Source organism: Methylobacterium sp. E-041 (genome assembly GCF_022829665.1).
GTDB lineage: Bacteria > Pseudomonadota > Alphaproteobacteria > Rhizobiales > Beijerinckiaceae > Methylobacterium.
Window position 1 is genome coordinate 42,417 of record NZ_JAKSYQ010000065.1, and the last position, 23,863, is coordinate 66,279.

General features: G+C 70.5%; 19 protein-coding genes. 12 read left to right on the top strand and 7 right to left on the bottom strand.

Features of this window, described 5'->3' with window-relative positions:
• Nucleotides 1-43: 43 nt before the first annotated feature.
• A complete protein-coding gene (locus MKK70_RS05240) occupies nt 44-3,280 on the top strand; it encodes an efflux RND transporter permease subunit (protein WP_243946215.1) in 3,237 nt (1,078 codons plus the stop codon).
• Here MKK70_RS05240 and gph read toward each other — a convergent pair.
• Entirely contained in the window at nt 3,271-3,954 is a 684-nt protein-coding gene (gene gph / locus MKK70_RS05245) for a phosphoglycolate phosphatase (protein ID WP_243946216.1), read from the bottom strand. The two genes, MKK70_RS05240 and gph, sit on opposite strands and share 10 nt — an antisense overlap.
• A 175-nt stretch (nt 3,955-4,129) precedes the next feature.
• Here gph and MKK70_RS05250 point away from each other — a divergent pair, with 175 nt between their 5' ends.
• The 7 genes from MKK70_RS05250 to MKK70_RS05280 all read left to right on the top strand — a co-directional run bounded on the left by MKK70_RS05250 (nt 4,130) and on the right by MKK70_RS05280 (nt 10,741).
• Complete coding sequence (locus MKK70_RS05250) at nt 4,130-4,594, top strand: hypothetical protein (RefSeq protein WP_147842870.1); 465 nt, start codon at nt 4,130-4,132, stop codon at nt 4,592-4,594.
• Nucleotides 4,595-4,760: 166 nt separating this feature from the next.
• On the top strand, nt 4,761-5,474 hold the full coding sequence (gene rpiA, locus MKK70_RS05255) for a ribose-5-phosphate isomerase RpiA (protein WP_243946217.1): 714 nt from the start codon (nt 4,761-4,763) through the stop codon (nt 5,472-5,474).
• An 83-nt stretch (nt 5,475-5,557) separates the two neighbouring features.
• A complete protein-coding gene (locus tag MKK70_RS05260) occupies nt 5,558-6,130 on the top strand; it encodes a DUF2059 domain-containing protein (RefSeq protein WP_405042593.1) in 573 nt (190 codons plus the stop codon).
• A gap of 79 nt (nt 6,131-6,209) precedes the next feature.
• A complete protein-coding gene (locus MKK70_RS05265) occupies nt 6,210-7,397 on the top strand; it encodes an O-antigen ligase family protein (RefSeq protein WP_243946218.1) in 1,188 nt (395 codons plus the stop codon).
• The gene (gene gor / locus MKK70_RS05270) at nt 7,394-8,779 is read left to right on the top strand and encodes a glutathione-disulfide reductase (RefSeq protein WP_243946219.1); all 1,386 of its coding nucleotides are present in this window, start codon (nt 7,394-7,396) and stop codon (nt 8,777-8,779) included. The genes MKK70_RS05265 and gor overlap by 4 nt, the downstream gene beginning before the upstream one ends.
• Nucleotides 8,780-8,834: 55 nt before the next feature.
• Nucleotides 8,835-9,203, top strand: coding sequence for an RNA polymerase sigma factor region1.1 domain-containing protein (locus MKK70_RS05275; protein WP_147842866.1), 369 nt, complete (start codon nt 8,835-8,837; stop codon nt 9,201-9,203).
• 155 nt (nt 9,204-9,358) lie between these two features.
• A complete protein-coding gene (locus tag MKK70_RS05280; protein ID WP_147842865.1) occupies nt 9,359-10,741 on the top strand; it encodes a class II 3-deoxy-7-phosphoheptulonate synthase in 1,383 nt (460 codons plus the stop codon).
• 59 nt (nt 10,742-10,800) lie between these two features.
• Here MKK70_RS05280 and MKK70_RS05285 read toward each other — a convergent pair whose 3' ends face one another.
• A complete protein-coding gene (locus MKK70_RS05285; RefSeq protein WP_243933307.1) occupies nt 10,801-13,623 on the bottom strand; it encodes an EAL domain-containing protein in 2,823 nt (940 codons plus the stop codon).
• 280 nt (nt 13,624-13,903) lie between these two features.
• On the opposite strand from MKK70_RS05285, the gene MKK70_RS05290 reads away from it, so the two are divergent.
• Nucleotides 13,904-14,293 carry a plastocyanin gene (locus tag MKK70_RS05290; protein ID WP_313899075.1) on the top strand — a complete coding sequence of 130 codons (390 nt, stop codon included), beginning with the start codon at nt 13,904-13,906 and terminating at the stop codon, nt 14,291-14,293.
• A gap of 6 nt (nt 14,294-14,299) precedes the next feature.
• On the opposite strand, the gene MKK70_RS05295 is transcribed toward MKK70_RS05290, so the two are convergent.
• Entirely contained in the window at nt 14,300-15,574 is a 1,275-nt protein-coding gene (locus tag MKK70_RS05295; RefSeq protein ID WP_243946220.1) for an efflux RND transporter periplasmic adaptor subunit, read from the bottom strand.
• A gap of 110 nt (nt 15,575-15,684) precedes the next feature.
• Complete coding sequence (glp, locus tag MKK70_RS05300) at nt 15,685-16,935, bottom strand: gephyrin-like molybdotransferase Glp (RefSeq protein WP_243946222.1); 1,251 nt, start codon at nt 16,933-16,935, stop codon at nt 15,685-15,687.
• A 52-nt stretch (nt 16,936-16,987) separates the two neighbouring features.
• On the opposite strand from glp, the gene MKK70_RS05305 reads away from it, so the two are divergent.
• Nucleotides 16,988-17,161, top strand: a complete 174-nt coding sequence (locus tag MKK70_RS05305) for a hypothetical protein (RefSeq protein ID WP_243946223.1) — start codon at nt 16,988-16,990, stop codon at nt 17,159-17,161.
• A gap of 253 nt (nt 17,162-17,414) precedes the next feature.
• Entirely contained in the window at nt 17,415-18,725 is a 1,311-nt protein-coding gene (locus MKK70_RS05310; RefSeq protein WP_243946224.1) for a hypothetical protein, read from the top strand.
• 21 nt (nt 18,726-18,746) lie between these two features.
• Here MKK70_RS05310 and MKK70_RS05315 read toward each other — a convergent pair whose 3' ends face one another.
• The 3 genes from MKK70_RS05315 to MKK70_RS05325 form a co-directional block, all read right to left on the bottom strand.
• A complete protein-coding gene (locus tag MKK70_RS05315) occupies nt 18,747-19,874 on the bottom strand; it encodes a GNAT family N-acetyltransferase (RefSeq protein WP_243946225.1) in 1,128 nt (375 codons plus the stop codon).
• The gene (locus MKK70_RS05320) at nt 19,871-20,866 is read right to left on the bottom strand and encodes a sterol desaturase family protein (RefSeq protein ID WP_147841108.1); all 996 of its coding nucleotides are present in this window, start codon (nt 20,864-20,866) and stop codon (nt 19,871-19,873) included. Before MKK70_RS05320 ends, MKK70_RS05315 begins: the two co-directional genes overlap by 4 nt.
• A 388-nt stretch (nt 20,867-21,254) precedes the next feature.
• Nucleotides 21,255-22,415, bottom strand: coding sequence for a glycosyltransferase family 4 protein (locus tag MKK70_RS05325; protein ID WP_409568245.1), 1,161 nt, complete (start codon nt 22,413-22,415; stop codon nt 21,255-21,257).
• Nucleotides 22,416-22,638: 223 nt separating this feature from the next.
• Between MKK70_RS05325 and MKK70_RS05330 the strand changes: the two genes are divergently transcribed.
• Nucleotides 22,639-23,862 (top strand): DUF1972 domain-containing protein, encoded by a 1,224-nt coding sequence (locus MKK70_RS05330; protein WP_243946226.1) that lies wholly within the window; start codon nt 22,639-22,641, stop codon nt 23,860-23,862.
• Nucleotide 23,863: the final 1 nt, after the last annotated feature.

Genomic DNA, 23,863 nt, shown 5'->3' on the forward strand with positions numbered 1-23,863 from the left:
CATGATGCGATGATCCGGGCCGTGGCCGGATCGCGGAGACCAGATGGGCCTCGTCCAGTACGCACTGAAGTTCCGCATCACGACCTACGTGCTCGCCGTGCTGATGATGCTCGCCGGGGGCGGCGCGATCGTGGTCGCGCCCAAGGACGTGCTGCCGATCGTCGACATCCCCGTGGTCGTGGTGGTCTGGACCTATACCGGCCTGTCGACGCCGGAGATGGAGCGGCGGATCACCACCTACGCCGAGTTCTCGCTTTCGAACAACGTCAACAACATCAAGCGGATGGAGTCGACGACGCTCCAGGGCACCGCGATCCAGAAGATCTACTTCGACGGCGAGGTCAGCGTCGACCTCGCCATCACCCAGGTCGTCTCGGCGATGAACTCGATCCGCTCGGCGATGCCGCCGGGCGTGCAGCCGCCGATCGTGCTGCGGTTCTCGGCCTCCTCGGTGCCGGTGATCCAGCTCGCGCTGACCTCGACCAAGGAGAGCCTGACCAAGGTCTACGATTACGCGCAGTACCGCATCCGCCAGCGCCTCGTGCAGGTGCCGGGCTCGACGCTGCCGTCGCCGTTCGGCGGCACGCCGCGCCAGATCATGGTCGATCTCGACCTCCAGGCGCTGCGGGCGCTCGGCCTCACGGCGCTCGACGTCACCAACGCGATGACGGCGCAGAACCTCACCGTGCCCTCCGGCTTGGTCAAGATCGGCGAGCAGCAATATCCGGTCCTGCTCAACGCGACCCCGGACGCGATCGCGGCGCTGAACGAGATCCCGATCAAGGTCGTGGCCGGCCAGCCGGTGCTGGTGCGCGACGTCGCCTACGTCCGCGACGGCGGGCCGCCGCAGGTCAACATCGTGCGCTCGGACGGGCTGCATTCGGTGCTGATGCGGATCTTCAAGAACGGCACCGCCTCGACGCTGGACGTGGTCAACAACGTCAAGAAGGTGCTGCCCGAGATCCAGGCCGCCGCGCCCGACGGCATGGCGATCAAGCCGCTATTCGACCAGTCGGTCTTCGTCTCCGCCGCGATCGAGGGCGTGATCCACGAGGCGGCGATCGCCGCCTGCCTCACCGGCCTGACGATCCTGCTGTTCCTCGGCTCATGGCGCTCGACCATCGTCGTTCTGATCTCGATCCCGCTCTCGATCCTGACCTCGCTCGCGATCCTCGCCGCCCTCGGCCAGACCATCAACGTGATGACGCTGGGCGGCCTCGCGCTCGCCGTCGGCATCCTCGTCGACGACGCGACGGTGGCGATCGAGAACACCTATCGGCTGTTCGAGGAGGGCGAGCCGTTCCGCAAATCCGTGGTCGAGGGCGCCGCCAGCATCGCGAAGCCGACGCTGATCTCGACGCTGTCGATCTGCGCCGCCTTCGTCTCGGTCTTCGCTCTGGCCGACACGCCGAAGTACCTGTTCACCCCGCAGGCGCTCGCGGTCGTGTTCGCGATGCTGACCTCGTACCTGCTCTCCCGCACCCTCGTGCCGGTGCTGATCGACGTGCTGGTCGCGCGCGAGTACGTCGAGCGACATGGCGGCGAGCACGACGCCGTCGCGCCGCCGCGGCGCGGGCGGGTGGCGCGGGCCATCGGTTGGCTCGGGCGCCCGGTGATCCACGTCGCCGGGCGTTTCCGGAACGGCTTCGAGGCGCGCTTCGAACGCTTCCACCGCGGCTATCTCGGGCTGCTCCACGTCGTGGTGCGCCGCCGCGTCGCGACGATCGCCGTCGTCCTGCTGGTGTTCCTCGGCACAGCCGGGCTGTTCACCTTCGTCGGGCGCGATTACTTCCCGCAGGTCGCCTCGAGCCAGCTCACGCTGCACCTGCGCACCCGGCCCGGCATGCGGATCGAGACCGCCGAGCAGGTCTTCGCGGCCGTCGGCGCCACGGTGCGCGAGGTGATCCCGGACGGCGAGATCGAGCAGATCCTCGACAACATCGGCCTGCCCTCGAACAACTACAACTTCGCGTTCTCGGACGGCTCCTTCGTCGGCTACAACGACGGCCAGATGCTGGTGAACCTGCGCGAGGGACACGGCGACGTCGGCGCCTACACGAAGCGCCTGCGCGAGGTGCTGCGCGAGCGCTTCCCCGACGTGATCGTCTACTTCCAGCCCTCCGACATCATCACGCAGATCCTGAACTTCGGCACGCTGGCGCAGATCGACATCCAGGTCTCGGGCCGCAACGCCGAAAAGGACCTCGCGGTCGCCCAGAACATCGTCCGCCGCCTGAAGGAGACGAAGGGCGCGGTCGACGTGCACCTGCACCAGATCGTCGGCACGCCGCAGTTCTTCGTCGACGTCGACCGCCGCCTCGCCTCGGAGCTCGGGCTGACCCAGCAGCAGGTGGCGCAGGGGCTCAACGTCTCCCTGTCGGGCTCCTTCCAGGTGACGCCGAACTTCTGGACCGACCCGAAGACCGGCATCCCGTACCAGCTCTGGGTGCAGACGCCGGAATACCGCAACGCCTCGCTCACCGACCTGCAGAACACGCCGCTGCTGGTGCGCGCCAACAGCGACCAGCCGGGCGTGCTGACCCTGCTCTCCAGCGTCTCGACCCTGCGCCGCGAGGCGACGCAGACCGTGGTCAACCACGTCAACACGGCGCCGACCTACAACATCTACGCGGCGGTGCAGGATTCCGACCTCGGCTCGGTGGCGCGGGAGATCCGCACCATCGTCGACGAGGAGCAGAAGGCGCTGCCGGTGCCCGACAAGATCACTGTGCGCGGGCAGATCGAGAACATGGACTCGGCGTTCCTGCGCCTCGGCGTCGGCCTGAGCATCGCGCTGATCGCCGTCTACCTGCTGATGGCGGTGAACTATCAGAGCTGGGGCGATCCCTTCGTGGTGCTGGCCGCCCTGCCGCTCGCCTTCTGCGGCATCGTCGCGAGCCTGTTCATCACCGGCACCACCTTCTCGATCCCGTCGCTGTTCGGCGCGATCATGTCGGTGGGCATCGCGTCCGCGAACTCGATCCTGCTCGTGACCTTCGCCCGCGAGCATCGCGAGGCGACGGGGTGCTCGGCGGTCGACGCCGCCCTGCTCGCCGGCGAGACGCGCCTGCGCCCGGTGCTGATGACGGCGGGCGCGATGTTCCTCGGCCTGATCCCGATGGCGCTCGGCACGGGCGAGGGCGGCGAGCAGAACGCCGCGCTCGCCCGCGCCGTGCTGGGCGGCATCGCCTTCGGCACGCCGGCGACGCTGCTGTTCGTGCCGTTCCTCTACACGCTGCTGCGCGCGGGCAAGGTCCGGGTGCCGGAGGACTACGCCTGAGCCGACATCAGCTCGGCGACGGCACCGGGCAGGTCCGAGAAGTGCGAGATCACCCGGTCCGGCCCGAGCTGGTCCACCGGCGTGTCGGTGTAGCCGAAGGTGACCGCCACCACCGGGATGCCGGCGGCCTTGGCGGCGTCGATGTCGGCGCGGGAATCGCCGACCATCACCGCGCGCTCCGGATCGCCGCCGGCCCGAGCGATGGTCAGCGTGATGTGGCGCGGGTCGGGCTTGCTGTAGGGGAAGGTGGCGCGCCCGCAGATCGCGGCGAAACGGCCGCCGATGCCGAGCTGGTCGAGCAGGTCGACCGCGAGCCCCTCGACCTTGTTGGTGCAGACGGCCAGCCGGAAGCCCTCGGCCTCGAGCCGATCCAGCGCCTCGACCACGCCGGGATAGAGGTGCGAGCGCTCGCACAGATGCGCGCCGTAATGCTCCAGGAAGTCGCCGAACAGCGTCTCGTGCCGCGCCGGCGTCAGCTCGCGGCCGGCGGCCTCGAAGCCGCGGCGGATCAGCGCCTTGGCGCCGGCGCCGATCAGGTCGCGGGCCTCCTCGAGCGCCAGTTCCGGCAGGCCTTCCCGCACAAGCAGCACGTTGAGCGTGCCGACGAGGTCGCCCGCGGTCTCAGCCAGGGTGCCGTCGAGGTCGAACACGGCGATCTTCGGCAGGGTGGGCATCGGGTCTTTCCGGGGCGGCGGGGGGAGGGGCCCTCGCTAGCCGGCCGCCCGCGGCGGGGCAAGGTTGCGGGCAGGTTTCGAAACCGTGCGCGTCGTGCGCGAGACGGCGTGCAGCGCCCCACACTTGCCCGAAACCCCCTCGAAAGGAGGGGCGTCACACCCTCCGGGACCCCCCATGAAACTCCCTCTGCTCGCCCTCGGCCTCGGCCTGCTCGCGCCGGGTGTCGCCGCCGCCGCCTCGTTCGAGTTCGTTCCGGCGCCCCAGGCCGACCTCAACCGCATGTATCGGGTCGACAAGGTCACCGGCGAGGTCACCTCGTGCCAGTACGGCTTGCAGGAAGGCGCCGGCGGCATCGGCCTCACGGTCTGCTTCGCGGCCGGCGAGGGCGCCGGTGCGCAGCCCCCGTCGGAATACGGGCTCGTGGCGACGCGCCACACCCGGGAGGCGGGCGTGTTCCGCGTGAACTACCGCACCGGCGAGATGAGCATCTGCTTCGTGCTGGTGAAGAAGGAGCAGGTCGTCTGCACCCAGCAGACCAACCCGTCGGCCGAGGGGGCCGCCGAGGCGCCGCTCGTCGGCAGCGTCCCGGGCCGGGCCGGCGCGAGCGCGACGCCGCCGCAGGGGGGCAGCCGGTTCTAACGAAGCCGGATCCCACCGGGGGGATCGTCATCCGAATACCGGTCTCGGCCGGTACCGCGGCTTCCCGGCGCGACGGCGGCCATGCTAGGGCGTGCCGCATCCCAACGGGACGGACCGGCACCCTGCGCATGCATCCTTTCGTGAGACCCGACGGCGGGACGTCGTCGTGAGCGGCCCGGACCTGCGCCGCGCGGCCGCCGCCTGCGCCCTCGATCTCGTCGAGCCCGGAATGCGGCTCGGCCTCGGCACCGGATCGACGGCGGCGGCCTTCGTCGCGTTGCTCGGCGCGCGGGTTCGTGACGGCCTCGACGTCGTCGGCGTCCCAACCTCCGAGGCGACCCACGCGGCGGCGACGCGGGAAGGCATCCGCCTTGCGACGCTGGAGGAACTGCCCGAGCTCGACCTGACGATCGACGGGGCCGACGAGGTCGATGCCGATCTCCGGCTGATCAAGGGCGGCGGCGCGGCGCTGCTGCGCGAGAAGATCGTCGCCTGCGCCAGCCGCCGCATGGTGGTGATCGCCGATGCCGCCAAGCGCGTCGGGACGCTCGGCGCCTTCCCGCTGCCGATCGAGGTCAACGTCTTCGGCCTCACGGCGACCCGGCGCGCCGTCGAGGCGGCGATCGCGCGCGCCGGCTGCACGGGTGCGGTCGCGCTGCGCATGGCCCCCGGCGGCGCGCCGCTTACGACCGACGGCGGCCACCACATCCTCGACGCGCGCCTCGGGCGGATCGCCGATGCCGAGCGGCTGTCGGCGCTGCTCTGGTCGGTGCCGGGCGTGGTCGAGCACGGCCTGTTCCTCGGGATCGCCACCGCGGCCATCCTCGCCGAGGACCGCGACGGGCAGGCCGAGATCACCGTGATCGGCAGCCTCGAATAGCTGCATCAGCGCGCCCGACGGCGCCCCGGCGACGGCCTCGGATGCCGGCGCCGGCTCTTCCCCTCGCTTCAGGAATGCCCGGAATGCCCGTCCTCTCCCGCCGCCTCTTCCCCGTGCTGGTCGCGGCCCTAGTCGCCGCTGCTCCCGGCCTCGCCCAGGCCCAGAAGGCTGCGCCTCAGAAGCCCGCCGCGACGCCGGCCGCGCCCGCCGCCCCGGCCACGCGCGGCGCCCCGACGATCGGCGCCAACCATCTCGCGCTCGCCCGCGAGGTGATGCTCAATTCCGGCATCGCGCGCTCGTTCGACTCGATCATTCCGGCCTTCGCCGAGCAGATCAAGCAGCAGACCGTCACCCGCCCCGAGCTGAGCAAGGACCTCGACGAGGTGCTGCAGGGCCTCAACCCCGAGATGGAGCTGCAGAAGCAGCGCATCATCGACACCGCGGCGCGAATCTACGCGAACAAGCTGAGCGAAGCCGAGCTGCAGGACATCGCGGCCTTCTTCCGCTCGCCCGCCGGCAAGCGCTACGTCGAGACCCAGCCTCAGATCCTCGACGAGATGGTGCAGGCGATGCAGACCTGGACCCAGGAAGTCTCGGAATACGTCATGGTCCGCGTGCGCGCCGAGATGGGCAAGCGCGGGCACCAGCTCCAGTAGGCACACGAATCGACCGCGCGGCCGGCCCGTGTCCCCGTCCCGACGTCTTTATGCAGCGGGCGCCGTCGCGCTCGCCGTGATGCCCCTGGCGATGGCGCTGGCCAACCGGTCGAGCCCCCTCGTCGTCGCCATCGCGGCCGTCCTGTTCCTCGCCGGGCGCTGCGTCGAGGATGCCGGCGCGGTCCCGCGCCGCCTCGTCCCGCCGCTCGCGAGGCCGATCGGCCTCGCCGCGCTGGCGTTCCTCGCCTGGTGCGCGCTCACCCTGGCCTGGACGCCGTTCCCCGCGCTGTCGCTGCGGATGGCCGGCGAGTTCCTGCCGACGCTCGTCGCCGCCTACCTCCTCGTCCGCCTCGCGCCGGGGCGCATCCCGGCCTTCGCGGCCCCGCTCGCGGCGGCGATGGTGGTGCTCGCCGGGCTGACCATCGCCGTCGGCCTCGCCACCGGCCTGCCGCTGCAGCGCGCGCTCGGTCAGCGGGTGGCGGAATTCGTCTACAACCGCCCGGCGCTGACCCTCGCCGTCGTCGCCGGCCCGCTCGCCCTGGCGCTGTGGCGGCAGGGCCGGCGGGTTCTCGCCCTCGTCGCTTTGGCCTTCGCGGCCCTCGGCATCCTGCGCTCGGTGAGCGGAGCCGCCGCCATGGGGCTGATCGCCGGCGGGGCGATGTTCGCCCTCGCGCGGCTCGTGCCGGGCCGGCTCGCCGTCGGCGTGGCCGGGCTGAGTCTCGGCCTCGCGGTGGCGCTGGCGCCGGTGGAGGGCGACCTGCTCGATCGCTTCATGCCGGAGGCCGCGCACGAGCGGCTGGTGCATTCCTCGTCGCGCGCCCGCGTCGCCATCGCCCGCAGCTTCGGCGCCGCGGTCGCGGCGGATCCGTGGGTCGGGGCGGGCTTCGGCACCTCCGCCCGCTTCGCCGAGACGCCGGTGGCCCAACGCCTCGATCCCGAGATGCGCACGCTTCTGGCGGTCGGCCATCCGCACAACGCGTTCCTTCAGGTCTGGGCCGAGCTCGGCGTTGTCGGCGCCGTGCTCGTGGCGGCCGTCTCGATGCTGATGCTCGCGCCGGTCGCGGGTTCGGATCCGGCCGAGCGCGCGACGGCGCTCGCCCTGATCGCGGCGGCGGCGGCCATCGCCTTGGTCGAGCACAACACCTGGGCGGCGTGGTGGACCGCCGGCCTCGGCGCTGCCATCACCTGGCTGCGCGATGCCGGGCACCGCACCGCGCAGGCACCCCTTCCCCGGCCCTCGGCCGCGCCCGATCGGACCCCGTCATGACCGACACCTACGACGTCGACCTGTTCGTCATCGGCGGCGGCTCGGGCGGCGTTCGCGCCGCGCGGATCGCGGCCGGCTACGGCGCCCGCGTGACCATGGCGGAAGAGTACCGCGTCGGCGGCACCTGCGTGATCCGCGGCTGCGTGCCGAAGAAGCTGATGGTCTATGCTGGTCGCTTCGCCGACGAGTTCGAGGACGCCGCCGGGTTCGGCTGGACCGTCGAGGCACCGCGCTTCGACTGGAGCGTCCTGAAGCGGAGGCGCGACGCCGAGGTGACCCGGCTCGAAGGGATCTACGACGCCAACCTGATCCGCGCCGGGGTCACGGTGGTGCCGGAGCGCGCCGTGATCGAGGACGCGCACACGATCCGCCTCGTCGGCAGCGGCGCGCGCGTGACCGCCAAGGTGATCCTGGTGGCGGTCGGCGCCCATCCGGTGAAGAAACCGGCGGTGCCGGGCGCCGAGCTGGCGATCACCTCGAACGAGGTGTTCGAGCTGGAGACGCTGCCCGAGCGCATCCTGGTGATCGGCGGCGGCTACATCGCCGTCGAGTTCGCCGGCGTGTTCGCGGCCCTGGGCAGCCGGACGACGCTGCTCCATCGCGGCGACAGGCTGCTGCGCGGCTTCGACGACGAGATCCGCGACGCGCTCGGCGAAGCCTACGCCAGGCGGATGTCGCTCAAGCTCGGGCGCACCCTCGCGAAGCTCGAGCGCGTCGCGGGCGGGATCGCCGCGACGCTGGACGACGGCGAGACGATCACGGTCGACCAGGTGCTGATCGCGACCGGCCGGCGCCCGAACGTCGGCGGGCTCGGCCTCGACCGCGTCGGGATCGAGACCGACGCCGCCGGCGCGATCCCGGTCGACGCCTACTCGCGGACCGCGGTGCCCTCGATCTACGCGGTCGGCGACGTCACCAATCGCGCCAACCTCACGCCGATCGCGATCCGCGAGGGCCACGCCTTCGCCGACACGGTGTTCGGCGAGAAGCCGGCCTGCGTCGACCACCGCCTGATCCCGACCGCGGTGTTCTCGACCCCGGAGATCGGCGTCGTCGGCCACAACGAGGACACCGCCCGCGCGATCTTCGGCAAGATCGACGTGTTCAAGGCGAGCTTCCGGCCAATGAAGGCGACGCTGTCGGGACGCGACGAGAAGATTCTGATGAAGGTGCTGGTCGACTGCGCCAGCGACAAGGTCGTGGGCGTCCACATCTTCGGGCACGATGCCGGCGAGATCATCCAGGCGGTCGGCATCGCGGTGACCATGGGCGCGACGAAGGCCGATTTCGACCGCACCATCGCGGTGCATCCGACCGCGTCCGAGGAACTGGTCACCATGCGGGTCCCGCAGGTGACCAAGCATCCCGTCGCCGTCGGCTGACGATCCCGGTCGCGCCGGGTCTCGACGGCGCGGTTTCACGAGCCATATCCGATCGATGGGCAAGAAAGACTCCGGCAAGAAAGACCCCGGCAAGCGCGAGCCGGGCAAGGCCGGCCCGGCCGAGCCGGTGCCGACCGCCGGCGACGCGCAGGCGCGGCGTCAGCGCGTGATCGACGGCCTCCTGGCCGACGCGCTCCGGCCGGCCTTCACCACCACCCTGCCGAGCCGGGACGCGCTGGCGCCCGACATCCAGGGCGCGATCGAGGCGCTGCTGACGAAGGCGGCGGCCCGGCGCAGCCGCTGCCTGACCTACGAGGACCTGGAGGAGGCGCTTCCGCCCCGGGACGTCTCGGCGGAGGACCTGGAAGCGATCTTCTGGATCCTGGCCGAGCACGGCATCGAGGTCGAGGACGGCGAAGGCTGATCTTCGCGGAGGCGGATACGGGACCTGACCCCCGATCCGCCCTGGCCTGCGCCGGCCTCATCTCGCACCCCGGAAAAAAGCACTCTATAAGCCGCGCTTCGCGCCAGGCTTCGGCGTGGAGGAAAGATCGCCGCACGGTGCGGGGGAGTTGTGTGATGGGCGAGCGTTGGACACCGAAGACATGGCGTGACCTGCCGATTCAGCAGGTGCCGGCCTATCCGGATCCGGCCGCCCTCGAAGCGGTCGAGGCCCAGCTCGCGAGCTTCCCGCCCCTGGTCTTCGCCGGCGAGGCGCGCAAGCTCAAGACGGCGCTCGCGCGCGTCTCCACCGGGCAGGCCTTCCTGCTTCAGGGCGGCGATTGCGCCGAGAGCTTCGACGAGCATTCGGCCGACAACATCCGCGATTTCTTCCGCGTGTTCCTGCAGATGGCACTGGTGCTGACCTTCGCCGGCGCGTCGCCGGTGGTGAAGGTCGGGCGCATCGCCGGGCAGTTCGCCAAGCCGCGCTCCTCGCCGACCGAGACGCTCGACGGCGTGAGCCTGCCGAGCTACCGCGGCGACATCGTCAACGGCCTGACCTTCACGGACGAGGCGCGCATCCCGGACCCGCGCCGGCAGCTCGAGGCGTACCGGCAGTCGGCGGCGACGCTCAACCTGCTGCGCGCCTTCGCGACCGGCGGCTACGCCAACCTCGAGAACTCCCACCGCTGGATGCTGGGCTTCGTCAAGGACAGCCCGCAATCGTCTCGCTACGCCGACGTCGCCGAGCGGATGACGGAGGCGCTCGACTTCATGCGCGCCATCGGGATCAATCCCGAGACGCACCAGGAGGTGCGGACCACCGACTTCTATACCAGCCACGAGGCGCTGCTGCTCGGCTACGAGGAGGCGATGACCCGCGTCGATTCGACGACCGGCGATTGGTACGCCACGTCTGGCCACATGCTGTGGATCGGCGACCGGACGCGCCAGCCCGATCACGCCCACGTCGAGTACGCCCGCGGCATCTGCAACCCGATCGGCCTGAAGTGCGGGCCGTCGATGGAGCCCGACGGCCTGATCCGGCTCGTCGACAAGCTGAATCCCGGCAACGAGGCCGGTCGGCTCAGCCTGATCTGCCGGTTCGGGGCGGACAAGGTCGGCGAGCATCTTCCGCGCCTGGTTCGCGCGATCGAGCGCGAGGGGCGCAGCGTCGTGTGGGTCTGCGATCCGATGCACGGCAACACGATCTCGGCCGGCCGCTACAAGACGCGCCCGTTCGAGCGGGTGATGCAGGAGATCGAGGGCTTCTTCGGCGTCCATTCGGCCGAAGGCACCATCCCGGGCGGCATCCACCTGGAGATGACCGGCAAGGACGTGACCGAATGCACGGGCGGCGCCCGCGCGCTGACGGCCGACGACCTCCAGGATCGCTACCATACCTACTGCGACCCGCGCCTCAACGCGGAGCAGGCCCTGGAAGTGGCGTTCCGCACGGCCGAGCTGGTCAAGCGCGGCCGCACGGTGATCGAACGCCCGCGCCTCGACGCGGCGGAGTAGGACCGCCGGCCCGCGACTCGACCGATCGAATCCGCGTCGGCCGAACCGGCCGGCGCGGATCAGGCGATCGCCCGCGCCGCGCCGTTCCAACGGGTGATCAGGGCGGGCAGCTCGACCGAGGGAACCGGTCGGCTGAACAGGTAGCCCTGCACCTCGTCGCAGCCCTCGGCTCGCAGCTTGGACAGCTGCGCCTCGGTCTCGACGCCCTCGGCCGTCGTGGTCATCCGCAGGCTGGCGCCCAGGCCGATCACCGCACGGACGATGAACTCGGTCCCGTTCTCGGCGCACAGGTCGCGCACGAAGGACTGGTCGATCTTGATCTTGTCGAAGGGGAAGCTGCGCAGGTAGCTCAAGCTCGAGTAGCCGGTGCCGAAATCGTCCATCGAGACGCGGGCGCCGAGCATCTTGAGATTGTGCAGGATCGCCGTCGTCGCGCCCGGGTTGGCGACCAGCACCGATTCGGTGATCTCCAATTCGAGGCGCTGGCCGGGCAGGCCGGTGCGCTGCAGGGCCTCGCGCACGACGGTGATCAGACTCGCGGAGGTGAATTGCACCGCCGAGACGTTCACGGCGACCTTCAGGCCCTCGGGCCAGCGGGCGGCCTCCTCGCAGGCGCGGTGCAGCACCCATTCGCCCAGCGGCACGATCAGGCCGAGCTCCTCGGCGACGGGGATGAACTCGACCGGCGACACCCATCCGCGCACCGGGTGGTTCCAGCGCAGCAGCGCCTCGAAGCCGCAGATCCGCTCGGCGTTGAGGCAGTAGATCGGCTGGTAGTGGACCTCGAAGGCTTCGTTGGCGACCGCCTCGCGCAGGTCGACCTCGAACAGCCGGCGTGCCTGCAGGCGCGCATCCATCTCCGGCTCGAAGAACCGGAACGATCCGCGGGCGTCGACCTTCGACCGCGCCAGCGCGACGTCGGCGTTCATCAGGAGCTTCTCGCAGCTCGTGCCGTCGTACGGCGCCAGGGTGATCCCGAGGGTGACGCCGAGGGTCACCGTGTGGCTCGACAGGACGAAGGGCGCGCCCAGCACCTCGACGAGGCGGCGGGCGAGCACGGCGGCATCCTCGGCGGTGTCGATCCCGCGCTGCAGGATCGCGAACTCGTCGCTGCCGAGGCGGGCGCAGCTGTCGATCTCGCGGATGCAGGCGCCGATCCGGTTGGCCGCCGCCTGCAGCAGCTCGTCGCCGACCACGTGGCCGAGGGTGTCGTTCACCGGCCGGAAATCGTCGAGATCGAGGCAGAACACGGCAAAGCCGGTGCCGCGCCCGGCCTGCGCGATCGCGGCGTCGACCTGCTCGCTGAACAGGATCCGGTTCGGCAGGCCGGTGAGGGTGTCGTGGTGGGCGAGATAGGCGATCCGCGCCTCGGCCTGGCGCCGCTCGGTCACGTCGTCGTAGGTCGCGACGAAGCCGCCATCGGCGGTCATCCGCTGCTCGATGGCGACGACCCGGCCGTTGGCGAGTTCCTGGAAATGGGTGCGCTGGCGGCTCGTCCCGAAGATGCAGGCGGCCTCGCGCAGCATATCGGCGAGGGTCGAGCCCGGATGGTGGCCGGCGCCGAGGCTGCATTGGAGCACCGCTTCGGCCGACATGCCCGGCACGACCGAACCGGGCGGCAGGTTGTAGATCTCGGCGTAGCGCCGGTTCACCACCATCAGGCGGTGGTCGGCATCGTACAGGCACAGGCCCTGGCTCATGTTGTCGAGCGCCGCGTCGAGGCGCAGGTTCGTCTGCGTGAGCCCGGCCTCCTGCTCCTTCAGGACGCTGATGTCGCTGCACACGGCGACGAACCCGCCCTCCTGCGTGGCGCTGCGGCTGACGCGCAACCAGCGGCCGTCGGCGAGCAGGACCTCGCCATCGCGCGACAGGGTCCGCGCGCAGTCGATCATCGGGGCCGGCGCGTCGATCTCGCCGTTGGCGAGCGCGATCACCGACGATCCGACCTCGACGGCCGAGCGCAGGCCGCTGAAGAACTCCAGCGCCTGGGCGTTGGCCAGAGCGATCCGCCCGTGGGCGTCGACGACCACGACGCCTTCGCGCGAGCTTTGGAGCGCGTCGGCCAGAAGGGCCTCGGCGGAGCGGCGCTGGCTGACCTCGCGCTCCATCATCGCCTGGATGTTGTCGCGCATGGTCGCCATGGCCCGCAGGAGCGCACCCAGCTCGTCGCGGCCGCCGGTCGGCACCGCGTCGTCGAGGCGGCCGGCCGCGATTCGCTCTGCGACCGCCGAGGCCGAGGCGAGCGGGCCGATGATCCGGCGGTTCAGCAGGTAGGCGACGAAGCCGGACAGGATCAGCGCCACCGCCATCGCGATCACGTTGAAGCGGATCTCCTGCGCGACGACGGTCCGGGCGGTCTGGCGGAAGACGAAACCGTCGCCGGCGGTATAGTTGACCAGAAGCTCGATCTGCCCGTCGACGATGCCGGCCTGGCGGTCGAGGGCGTCCCAGGCGGCGCTCTTGCCGGTCGATCCGTCGAGGCCGTGGCGCATCGACTCCCAGAGCTCCACGCCCTCCTGGACGGCCTTGGCCGAACGGATCACACGGTCGGATTGCGAGCGCTCGACGGCGATCCCGAGGTCGTCGGAGAGCGTCGCGGCGAGCTCGTTGATCTCGGCATCGAGCTTGGAGGCGGCCGCCGGATCGCCGGTCACCATGCGCCGGGCGAAGGCGGAGCGCATCTTGGCGAAGTCCGCTGCCGCGGCCCGCGCGTAATTGATCGACATCAGCGATTCGTCGTAGGTGCGGTTGACGAGCTCGCCCGCATCCTGAAGGCCCCGGATCGCGTAGAGACCGAGCGCGCCGGTGATCAGGCTCATGGTCAGGAACGCCAGGAGGATCCGGCCACGGATGGTCACCCGCGCATCCACCATGCGCGGCATCCCGCTCGTTGCCGAGCGTGGCCTCCTATTCGGTCCGGTCCCATTCCATCGCATCGAGACGTAGCTTCTTTCTGCCCGCGCTCGGCCAAGTTAAATGCGAAATGTTAAGGCGCCATTAGCCGGTGCGCCGCGTATCGGCGGCTGGATCGGGCACCGAGGCTCGTACCGAAGCCCGATGCAACGCTGCAGTTACGTTGTGGAGCACGCGAAAGCCGCCGTCGACATCAGCAGAATCTTAACCACGGCCGCGCAACCATGAGGCGTTATCTTCGAGGACGCCATGCCCAACCTCAGGCAATCGGTGATCGGCCGCGCGAGCCCACGCTCGGCCCCACGCGCCGTCGCCGGCACGGCGGCGGCGCTGGTCGCGGGCGTTCTGGCAGGCATGGCCTTCGTCGGCCGGCTGGAAGCGAGCGGTCACCTCGTGTCGCAGAAGGGCCGGGCGTTCCAGCCCAACAGCCTCGTCGTCACCCGCGGCGACACGATCACCATCGTCAACGACGACAGCGACCTGCTCCACCACATCTACATCGAGTCGGACGCCTTCAACTTCGATTCCGGCGATCAGGTCCCGGGCAGCCGCACGCCGGTGACGTTCGAGAAGAACGGCACCTTCCTCGTGCTGTGCGGCATCCACCCGAAGATGAAGCTCATCGTCCGGGTGAACTGAGCGCCCTCAGCGCGCCGCCGCCTGCACCGGCTTGGCCTCGCCGGGGCCGCCATCGCGCTTGATCCGCTGGCCGTCGCGAAGGTCGGCCGGCGGCCCGAGCACGATCCGCTCCTGCCCGGTCAGGCCCTGGTCGATCTCGATCGTCGTCCCGAAATCGCGCCGGATATGCACCGAGCGCCACTCGGCCCGGTCGTCGTCTCCGACGACCACGACCTGGGTGCCCCCCTGGTTGAACACCAGGCCCTCGGCGGGAACGATCACCGCCGGCTCAGGACGCGGAATCTGCAGGGTCACGTAGACGTAGAGGCCGGCGCGCAGCGTCCCGTCGGGGTTCGGCACGTCGACTTCCGTCGTCAGGGTGCGCGACGCGGTCAGCAGCGCCACCGAGCTGCGCTCGACCCGGCCCGAGAAGGTGCGGTCCGGAATCTGCGGCACCTTGATCGTGGCGACGACGTCCTTCCTGACGCCGATCGCCGCGTTCTGCGGCACGTTCACGCTGATGCGCAGGATGTCGTCGCGATCCATGCCGAGCAGCGCCGTGCCGCTGCCGTCGGCCTTGACCAGGTCGCCGACGTCGACGCTGCGGGTCGTGACGACCCCGTCGAAGGGGGCGACCACGTCCTTGAAGCTGGTGAGCGCCTTGAGGCGATCGACGGTCGCGTCCTGCGCCTTGATGTTGGCCTCGGCGACCTTCACCCCGGCTTCCGCGGCCGCGAGGGAGGCGCCCTGGCTCAGCACGCCCGCCTGCGAGTTGTCCGCGTTCTGGCGCGAGGCCCAGCCCTGCGTCGCCAGCGTCGAGGTGCGGTTGTTGGTGAGGTTGGCGAGATTGACGTTGGCGCGCGCCTGGTCGACCTGCGCCTTCGCCTGAAGCAATTGCGCCCGCATCTGCCCGGCCTGCGCCTCGGCCTGAGCGAGCTGCTGGTCCAGCTCGGGCGCCGCGATCCGCAGCAGGATGTCGCCGGCCTTGACCCGCGACCCGATGTCGACGCGGCGCTCGGCGATGTAGCCGGTCGCGCGGGCGAAGATCGCGGCGCGGGCGAAGGCCTGGGTATCGCCGGGCAGGGTCAGGTCGACCGGCTTGTCGCTGCGCTCGACCGCGGCGACGCGCACGGCCGGCACGGTATCCCGCACCTTGCGCTGCGTCTCCGTGGCGGCGGCGGACTGCTTCCAGTGCCCGTAGCCGCCCCAACCGAACAGGCCGGCCGCCACCAGGCCGACGAGGACGAACGGGCGCTTGCCCGGCGGCGGGGGAACGTCGCTGACCGCGGCGTGGGGCTTCATGATGCGCTCGCCTTCAACCGGCAGCAACGATGCCGATGCGACCTCGACGATAGCCGGCATCGCGCTTGGAGCCTAGCGGTTGCGGTGCCGCATCGCCGACGATCACGCCGTCACCACATCGCGGCAAAGGCGTGGAATGCCAGAACGTCTCCCGGATCGATCCGGTCGAGATGGTCGGGCACGTCGGCGAAGCCGTCGCTGCCGGTGAGCGAGGTGATGGTGCCCGAGCCGCGTCGCGGGAACAGCGTCGCCTCGCAGGCCCCGTCGGCGGCTCGATGCACGCAGACGCGCAGGAACTCGCGCCGGCCCGGCTTTCGCAACAGCGCGAAGGCGGCCCGCACGGGCATGCCCCTGGGCTCCGTATGGACCGCGCCGCCGAGGCGATCGAGAAGCGGCCGGACGACGAAGGCGAGGGTGACGAAGGCCGCGACCGGATTGCCGGGCAACCCGACGAACGGCGTGCCGGCGACCACCCCCATGGCGACCGGGCGTCCGGGCTTGATCGCCAGCCGCCAGAACGCGAGCGATCCCGCGGCGGCGACCGCGTTCTTCACGTGATCCTCCTCGCCGACCGAGACGCCGCCCGAGGTGAGGATCAGGTCGTGCCCCTGCGCCGCCTCGCGCAGGCGTGCGGCGAGCACATCCGGGTCGTCGCGCAGGATGCCGAGGTCGCGGGCATCGGCCCCGAGCCGCCGCAGCAGCGCGATCAGCATCACGCGGTTGCTGTCGTGGATGCCGGACGCCGCGCGCGCGCCGCCGGGCTCCGTCAGCTCGTTTCCCGTGGAGAACACCGCGACGCGCAACGCCCGCCGCACGGGAATGGCGTCGCGTCCGATCGCGGCGGCGAGCGCCAGATCCTGCGGTCGCAGCCGACGGCCGGCGGGGATCGCGACGCTGCCTCGCGCGATGTCCTCGCCCGCCGGGCGACGATTGGCGCCGCGGACGATGCCGGACGGCAGCACGACGCCCGCGGGCGTGACCTCGACGTCCTCCTGCATGACCACCGTGTCGGCACCATCCGGCATCGCCGCGCCGGTGAAGATCCGGTCGGCGGCGCGCGCGGAAAGCGCCGACGGCGCGGCGCCGGCCGGCAGGCGCCCGCGGACCGGCAGCAGCGTCGATCCGGTCTCGGACAGGTCGGAGAAGCGCACCGCGTAACCGTCGACCGCCGAATTGTCGAAGGGCGGGACGTCGATCGCCGCCGAAACATCCTCGGCGGCGATGCGGCCGTCGGCCTGCGACAGCGGAACGGATTCCACGCCGGCCACCACGGGGAGCCGCGACAGGATCATCGCCGTCGCCTCGGCGACGGTCATCACCGGCACCGACGGATCGAAGCAGTCGTCGCTGAGGCGCGTCATCGTGCGCCGCGCCCGTGCCGCCCCTCTGGCGGTGCCGAACCGGATCGTGCGGATGAAGCAGGTGCTGCGCGAGGCGTCACGGGCGGCCGATGGATCGATGGGTGTCGGGCTTGCGGCATCGCGGCCGGCCGATCAAGCCCCGCTGAAACCAAACGGCGTTCCCGACGTAGGGGAACCGCGAGCCGGGCGCATGACGTTTCGCGGGCAGAACGATCCGCATGCGTAGTCGGCCGGCGACGATCTACGTAACCCGCGACCGCATGGTGCGTTGCAAAAAGATATGCGAGATTCGTCCTAGGCAAACGCGTGATCATTCGTCGATTCGGATATCGCACCGGGCGGTCGTTCGTCTCGAAGACACCTTCACCTCGTCAGATCGATATCATGGCCGGACACGGAAACATTCAGACACGGACTGGCGTCGCGCGCGTGATTGCTGCACGGTGCCGCGCGCTCTCCGACCGTCGGGGACGCGGCGCATGAGGCTTCCGAAGATCGGACGCTTCGGTCGGCGCTTCGCCGTGATCCTGTCCGGCGAACTGATCCAGAGCCTGTTCCACTTCGTCCTGAACATCGTGCTCGTGCGGGAGCTCGGCGCCCACGGGTACGGCCTGTTCGCGATCGTGTTCACGATCGGCGCCGTCGGCGTCACGTATATCCGGGCCCTCGTCGCAGTGCCGGCGACGCTCTTTCTCGCGCGCAGTTTCGGCCGCCCGGCGGAACGCGGCCACGACATGGTGTTCGGCTCCGGAGCGACCGCCGTCGCGCTGCTGATGGCCGCCGCTGTGTCGGTCGGGCTCGCGCCGGTGCTCGGGGTCACGGCGCTCGCCGGCGGCGCCTTTGTCGGGCTCTACGCCTTCCGCAGCTACCTGCGGATCGTGCTGCTGGCGCGCCGCGCGCCCTGGGTCGCGGGCGCGAGCGACATGGTCTATTCGGCCTGCGGGCTGGCGCTCGTCGTCTTCCTCCATGCCGGCGACGACGCCCTGCTCGAGCACGCCTTCCTCGGCATCGCGGCCGCGCACGCGGCCGGGATCGCCGTGGCGTTGGCGGCGATCGGGCGACCGGTCCGGGTCTCGTTCCGTGCCAGCGTGCGGCTGCGCTACCTGGAGATCTGGCGCACGCTGGCCTGGTCGCTGCTGGGCGTCACCGGCACGACCGTCCAGGGCCAGGGGCTGACGCTGCTGTTCGCGCTGCTGGCCGGGCCCGCGGCCTATGCGCCGATCGCCGCGACTTTGGTGCTGTTCGCGCCGCTGCGGATCCCGACCAACGCCCTCAACAACATGGTCCTGCCGGAGATCTCGGCGTTGCTCGCCGCGGGCCGCCGGCGCGAGGCGCGGCGCCTCGTCGTGCGCAGCACGGCCCTGATCGGCCTCGCCTGCCTCGCCTACGGGGTCGCGATGTGGACGGCGCTGCCGATCATCGAGCGGCACCTGTTCAACGGGCGCTTCGCAAGCGAGCCGATGGCCGCGATCGGTTTCGGCGTCTGGTGCGTGGTGACGATCGCGCTGCTCTACGCCATCCCGCGGGCGTTCCTCGAAGCGTCGGCCGCGTTCCGAGTGATCGCCGCAGGCGCCCTGGTCAGCGCCGGCATCGGCTTCCTGATCATGGTGCCGCTGCTGCTCACCCTGGCGCCGCCCTTCGCGCTGATCGGCCTCGCGGTGTCGGAATGCGTCACCGCGTTGTGGTCGGCGAAGGCGTTCCGCGACCGGTCCCGCCATCCCGACGGGCGGGTGCGCGAGGCCGCCGACCGCTTCGCGGCCGGCACGTCGGCACCGGCGGCCGCCGCCTGAACGGACGCCGGCGTTCCGGGTTCAGGCGGCTTCGCTCGCCGCTGCAACCTGCGGCGGCGGCGTGCCGCTGCGGCGGCGCATCTCGCGGACCACGAGGTTCCAGGAATCGAGCATCATCGCGGCGGCGCCCGGCAGCGTCCTGCGGCCCATGAAGGCGTCGAGCGTGACGCTGGTGGTGGCGAAGCGGCTCTTGAACGCCTCGGCCCCGCACAGGAAGTCGACGGTGTGCAGCCCCTGGTCGATCGACCACTGGATGTAGTCCATCATCAGCACCATGCCGGGCGAGCCGCGCTCGAACGCCGGATCGTAGGTGGTGACGAAGGCCATCATCGTGCCGGCCTGGACGAAGTTGATCGACACCGCGACGATGACGCCGTCGCATTCGAGCACGAAGGCGCGCAGCAGGCCGGTCTCGGCCAGCACCCGCACCAGGGCGGAGAGCGCCGGCGACCCCTCGTCGTAGAGGTTCGATTCGAGCTGGTTGCCCGCGAGCCACTTGCGCTTCAGGTCGGCGAGCCGCAGCAGCACCGGCTCCATCGGCGCGTCGGGCGGCAGCAGGCGGAAGCGCAACGGGCCGGATTCGCCGATGAACTTCTGGCCGCGGCGATAATTCTGGCGGGTCTTCTTCGATTGCGCCGCGACCCAGGCCTCGCCCGCCGGCCAATCGCCGGCGACGCGGAAGCTGACCTCGCTGCGATGGTTCGGTCGCAGGCGCACGCCGGCCGCCTGGCTCGGATCGAGCAGCGCCCGTGCCTTCGCACCCGGAAGCAGGCGGTTCAGGTAGACCAGGTCGAACCCGCCGGCGGCCGAGAGATGCGCCCACATTCGCCGCACGAGCCCGGGATCGTCGCCGGCCAGGAGGGCGTCGCCGTAATCGGTGTGGTCCTTGGCCGCCCATTCGAGCAGGCGCAGCCCCTTCCGCCGGCAGGTCGCCATCGGCAGCACCGCGACCAGGGCGTCGCCGCGCCAGGCCAGCACGATCTGCAAGGCGCGCCGCTCCCGATCCGGCACCGTCGCCCACCATGCGGCGATCCAGGCCTGGCTCTGGAACACCAGCGCACCGGATTCACGCCACAGGGCGGTCCAGGCCGGGCCGACCTCGGCGAGCCGCTCGCCCGTGCGGACGATCTCGAAACGCTCCGCGCTCACGGCTGCGACCCTTCCCGGGCCTGGATCGGAGCGGCGCGACGCGGCTTCAAGCGGCGCTTGACGACCCGCCACATCTTCTTGAGCGGCAGGATGTAGAGGCCGTTCAGCGACTGGTAGTCGCGCACGTCGCGGTCGACGAGGCCGAACTTGAAGCTCTCGTTCGGCTCGGGAACGCACAGGGTTCCGAAGACCCGATCCCAGAACGAGAACAGCAGCCCGAAGTTCTTGTCGTAGTGGCGCGGATTGGTGCTGTGGTGCAGCTGGTGCCAGTGCGGGCACAGGATCAGGTTGTTGAGCTTGCCGAACGAGATCTTGAAGTGCGTGTGCCGGACGAAGTCCATCATCAGGATGTTGCGCATGATGTAGACGTTGACGCCGAACACCGTGACCTCCACCGGGTTGAGTGCGATCAAGGTCCACAACCCGAAGCAGATGCCGGGGATGACGCCGTCCCAGGCGCGGTTCATCAGCTCGTCGAGCGGGTGGACGCGATCCTTGGTGATGCCGACCATCACCTCGGCCGAGTGGTGGACCTTGTGCAGTTCCCACAGGAACGGGAACCGGTGCTGGGCGGTGTGATAGAGGTAGTAGGAGATGTCGTAGGCGAGCAGCATGGTCACGGTGAAGACGATCACCGTGATCGGGCCCGGCGACCCGCCCATCAGCGGCGCATCGATGCCGAACATCGTGCCGACGATCTTGTTGGTCGCGTAGCCGACCGCGACGACGAAGGTCACGCCCGCCGGGATCAGCAGGAACGGCATGATCGCCTTGCGGGTGATGTAGAACAGCAGGTCGGCGCGCGCGGACGGGTGGGTGATCACCTCGTGCGGCAGCAGAAACTCGAAGAACTCTGCGAAGGACTTCTCCTCGACGGTCCGCCAATAGGCGATCACGGCGCAACCGAGGGCGGTCGCGAGCAGGAGGCCGGCGGCGAGGAGGTTGGCGGCCGAGATCCGATCGAGGATCTGCTCGATGAAGGTGCTGATCATATCCCATCTCTCATGCCCGTGCCGGCCATGGGGCCGAAAGCGGGTCGAAGCACGGAAGACCGGAGCGCGAACGCGATCCGGCGAGATCGTGTGAGTGTCGCAACCGCAGGCGCGATGTGCAGTGGATGAGAAACAGCAATACCGCGTGCGGTCGAACGATGGAACAACGTCCGCCGAAACGATCGCAGGAGAATACTTACGAAGCGATCACCGGAGGCTGTAAGCTCGACCGTATCGTCAAGACTTCGTTTCGAAACCGGTTCCGGGCCGGGTCGAGCATGCCGGCGACCGGCTTCGGTCTTGGCTAACGGAGGGTTGCGCAGAGCACGCACAAGAGGGCCGATGCCGGCGGGCTTCGCAGGTCCGGCGGTCGGGCGGACCGCCCCCGTCAGCCGGCGGAGTTCGACGGGGCGTTCGCCGGCGTGCGGGTGCCGGGCGCACGGGCGGGCTCGCCCTGGAAGGTCAGGCGCAGCATCGCTGCGATCCCCTCGGCCGCGAGCTTCTCGTCGAAGATGCGCTCGTAGCGGGCGCGCGCCGCCGCCGGATACCCCGTCCACAGGTCCGGGCGGGTGACGATCTCGGCGAGCGCCTGCGACAAGGCCTCGACGTTGCCGGGGGGCACGACCCATCCGGTCGCGCGATCCTCGACGATCTCGGTGAGACCGCCGATGCCGGAGACCAACGGCGGGATGCCGTAGGCCAGCGCCTCGATCGCGACGCGTCCGAGCGACTCGGGCAGCTGCGACGGCACCGTGACCACGTCCGCCCAGCGGTAGAGCGAAGCGGGGTCGGCGACGAACGGCGAGCAGGTGACCTGCCCCGACAGTCCGGCCTCGGCGACCTGCGCGGCGAGCGCCGCCTCGCGGGCGTCGTCCTCGAAGGCGCTGCCGACGATCTTCAGCTCGATGCGCGACCGGATCGCCTCCGGCAGCCGCCGGATCGCCTCGACCAGGACTTCCTGGCCCTTGATGCGGCTGATCCGCCCGAGCATCAGCAGGCGCAGCGGACGGCTGCCGTCGTAGCGCGCGGTGTTGGGCCGGGCCGGGCCGGCGATGCCGTTGTAGACCACGCGCGCGGTCGCATCCTTCGGCATCGCGAAGGCGGCCTGCGTCGCCCGCGAGTTGAAGATGATGTTCGCCCGGCTCCAGCGGATCAGGTTGCGCAGCACCGTCAGGGTCGCCCCCTCCGGAATCTCATGGACATGGACGACGGTTCGGCCGGGCAGGAGCCGCGCGGCCAGCAGGTAGTCCGCCACGACGGTGGTGTTCACGTAGACGAGATCGCTGGCCCGGATGCGCCGGAGCGCGCGGGCGACGGCGAAGGGCAGGGCCGCCATGCCGAGCGTCGCCAGCCGCAGCAGGTTGCGCCGGCGCAGCACCCAGATCGGCTCGATCACGATCCGCGACGCGGCGTCCTCCAGCATCGCGACGATCGGGCCGGCCTTGGGCAGCACCACGTCGATCCAGGCCTGCGGATAGGCCTCGCGGATCGTCCGCACCGTCTCGCAGAAGCTGCGATCCGATCCGTAGAGCTCGTAGCCCTGATGCACGCAGGTGATGCGGCGGACGGCGCGTCCGTCCCGCGCAGCGAGGAACCCGCCCGGCGCCCGAACATTCCCGTCCGTGAAAGAATACCCGGTCCGAAGTATTGGATCAGCACGCATAAGTTGAATTAACCACCGATACAACAACTAATGGTTGTATTCCGGAGACGCTTCGTTAGTAAGCCTTCTCGCATACCGGAAGTTGACTGAAATCGGAAGGGGTTCGCGTATGCGGGATCTTGCGCCGGCGCTCCTAATTCTTGGGACGCGCGGCATCCCTGCGTCGCATGGCGGGTTCGAGACGTTCGCGGAACGGCTCGCGCTGCATCTCGCCGCGCGCGGCTGGCGCGTCGGCGTCTACTGCGAGCGGGATGTCGAGCGGGTCGGGCGGCGCGTCTCCACCACGATGTGGCGGGGGATCGAGCTGATCACCGTGGAGGTCGCCGCGACCGGCCCGGCGGCGACGTTGGCCTTCGACGCGTTCTGCGCGCACGACGCCGTGACGCGCGGCGGCGTCTGCCTCGTGCTCGGCTACAACGGGGCGATCTTCCTGCCGTATCTCAGGCTGCGCGGCGCCACGATCCTGACCAACATGGACGGCATCGAGTGGCGGCGCCCGAAATGGTCCTTGGCGGTGCGGGCGTTCTTCTGGGTGAGCGAGTGGATCGCGGCCTGGAGCTCGCACCGGCTGATCGCCGACCACCCGGCGATCGCCGACCATCTCGCGACCCGCCGTCCGCGCCGGGCGATCGCGACGATCCCCTATGGCGGCGACCCGATCCGCGCGCCGAAGGAAGCGCCGATCCGGACGCTCGGGCTCGAACCCGATCGATTCCTCGTCTCGATCGCGCGGATCGAGCCCGACAACAACGTGCTGGCCTTCGTCGAGGCGTTCTCAAGGAAGCCGCGCTCTACCAAGCTGGTGGTGCTCGGCACGTTCGACCCGAGCAACGCCTACCACCGGGCGTTGCGGCGAGCGGCAAGGGAGGGCGTGGTGTTCCCAGGCGCGATCTACGAGGCCGAGACGGTCCAGGCGCTGCGCCACCATGCCCGCGCCTACCTGCATGGGCACACGGTCGGCGGCACCAACCCTTCGCTGGTCGAGGCCCTGTGGGCCGGCAATGCGGTGATCGCGCACGACAACGCCTTCAATCGCGGCACTGCGGGCGACGGCCAGTTCTACTTCTCCGACGTGGACGGATGCGAGCGGGCGATCGAGACCGTTCTCGGCGACGACGCGGCCGTCGCGGCCGCCCGTGCGGCGGCCCGGCGGAGGTCCGCCGCCTTTTCGTGGAACGACATCCTGGCCGCCTACGAGCGCGAGGCGCGCCGGCTCGGCGGATATCCGCCGATGTCCGAGCCGATCACGGACGATGCGCCGGCGATGCGCCCGGGTGCGGGCGGCCTGCCGCTCCGCCGGACGGCCGGCGCCGCGGCGGATCCGGTCGCCTGAC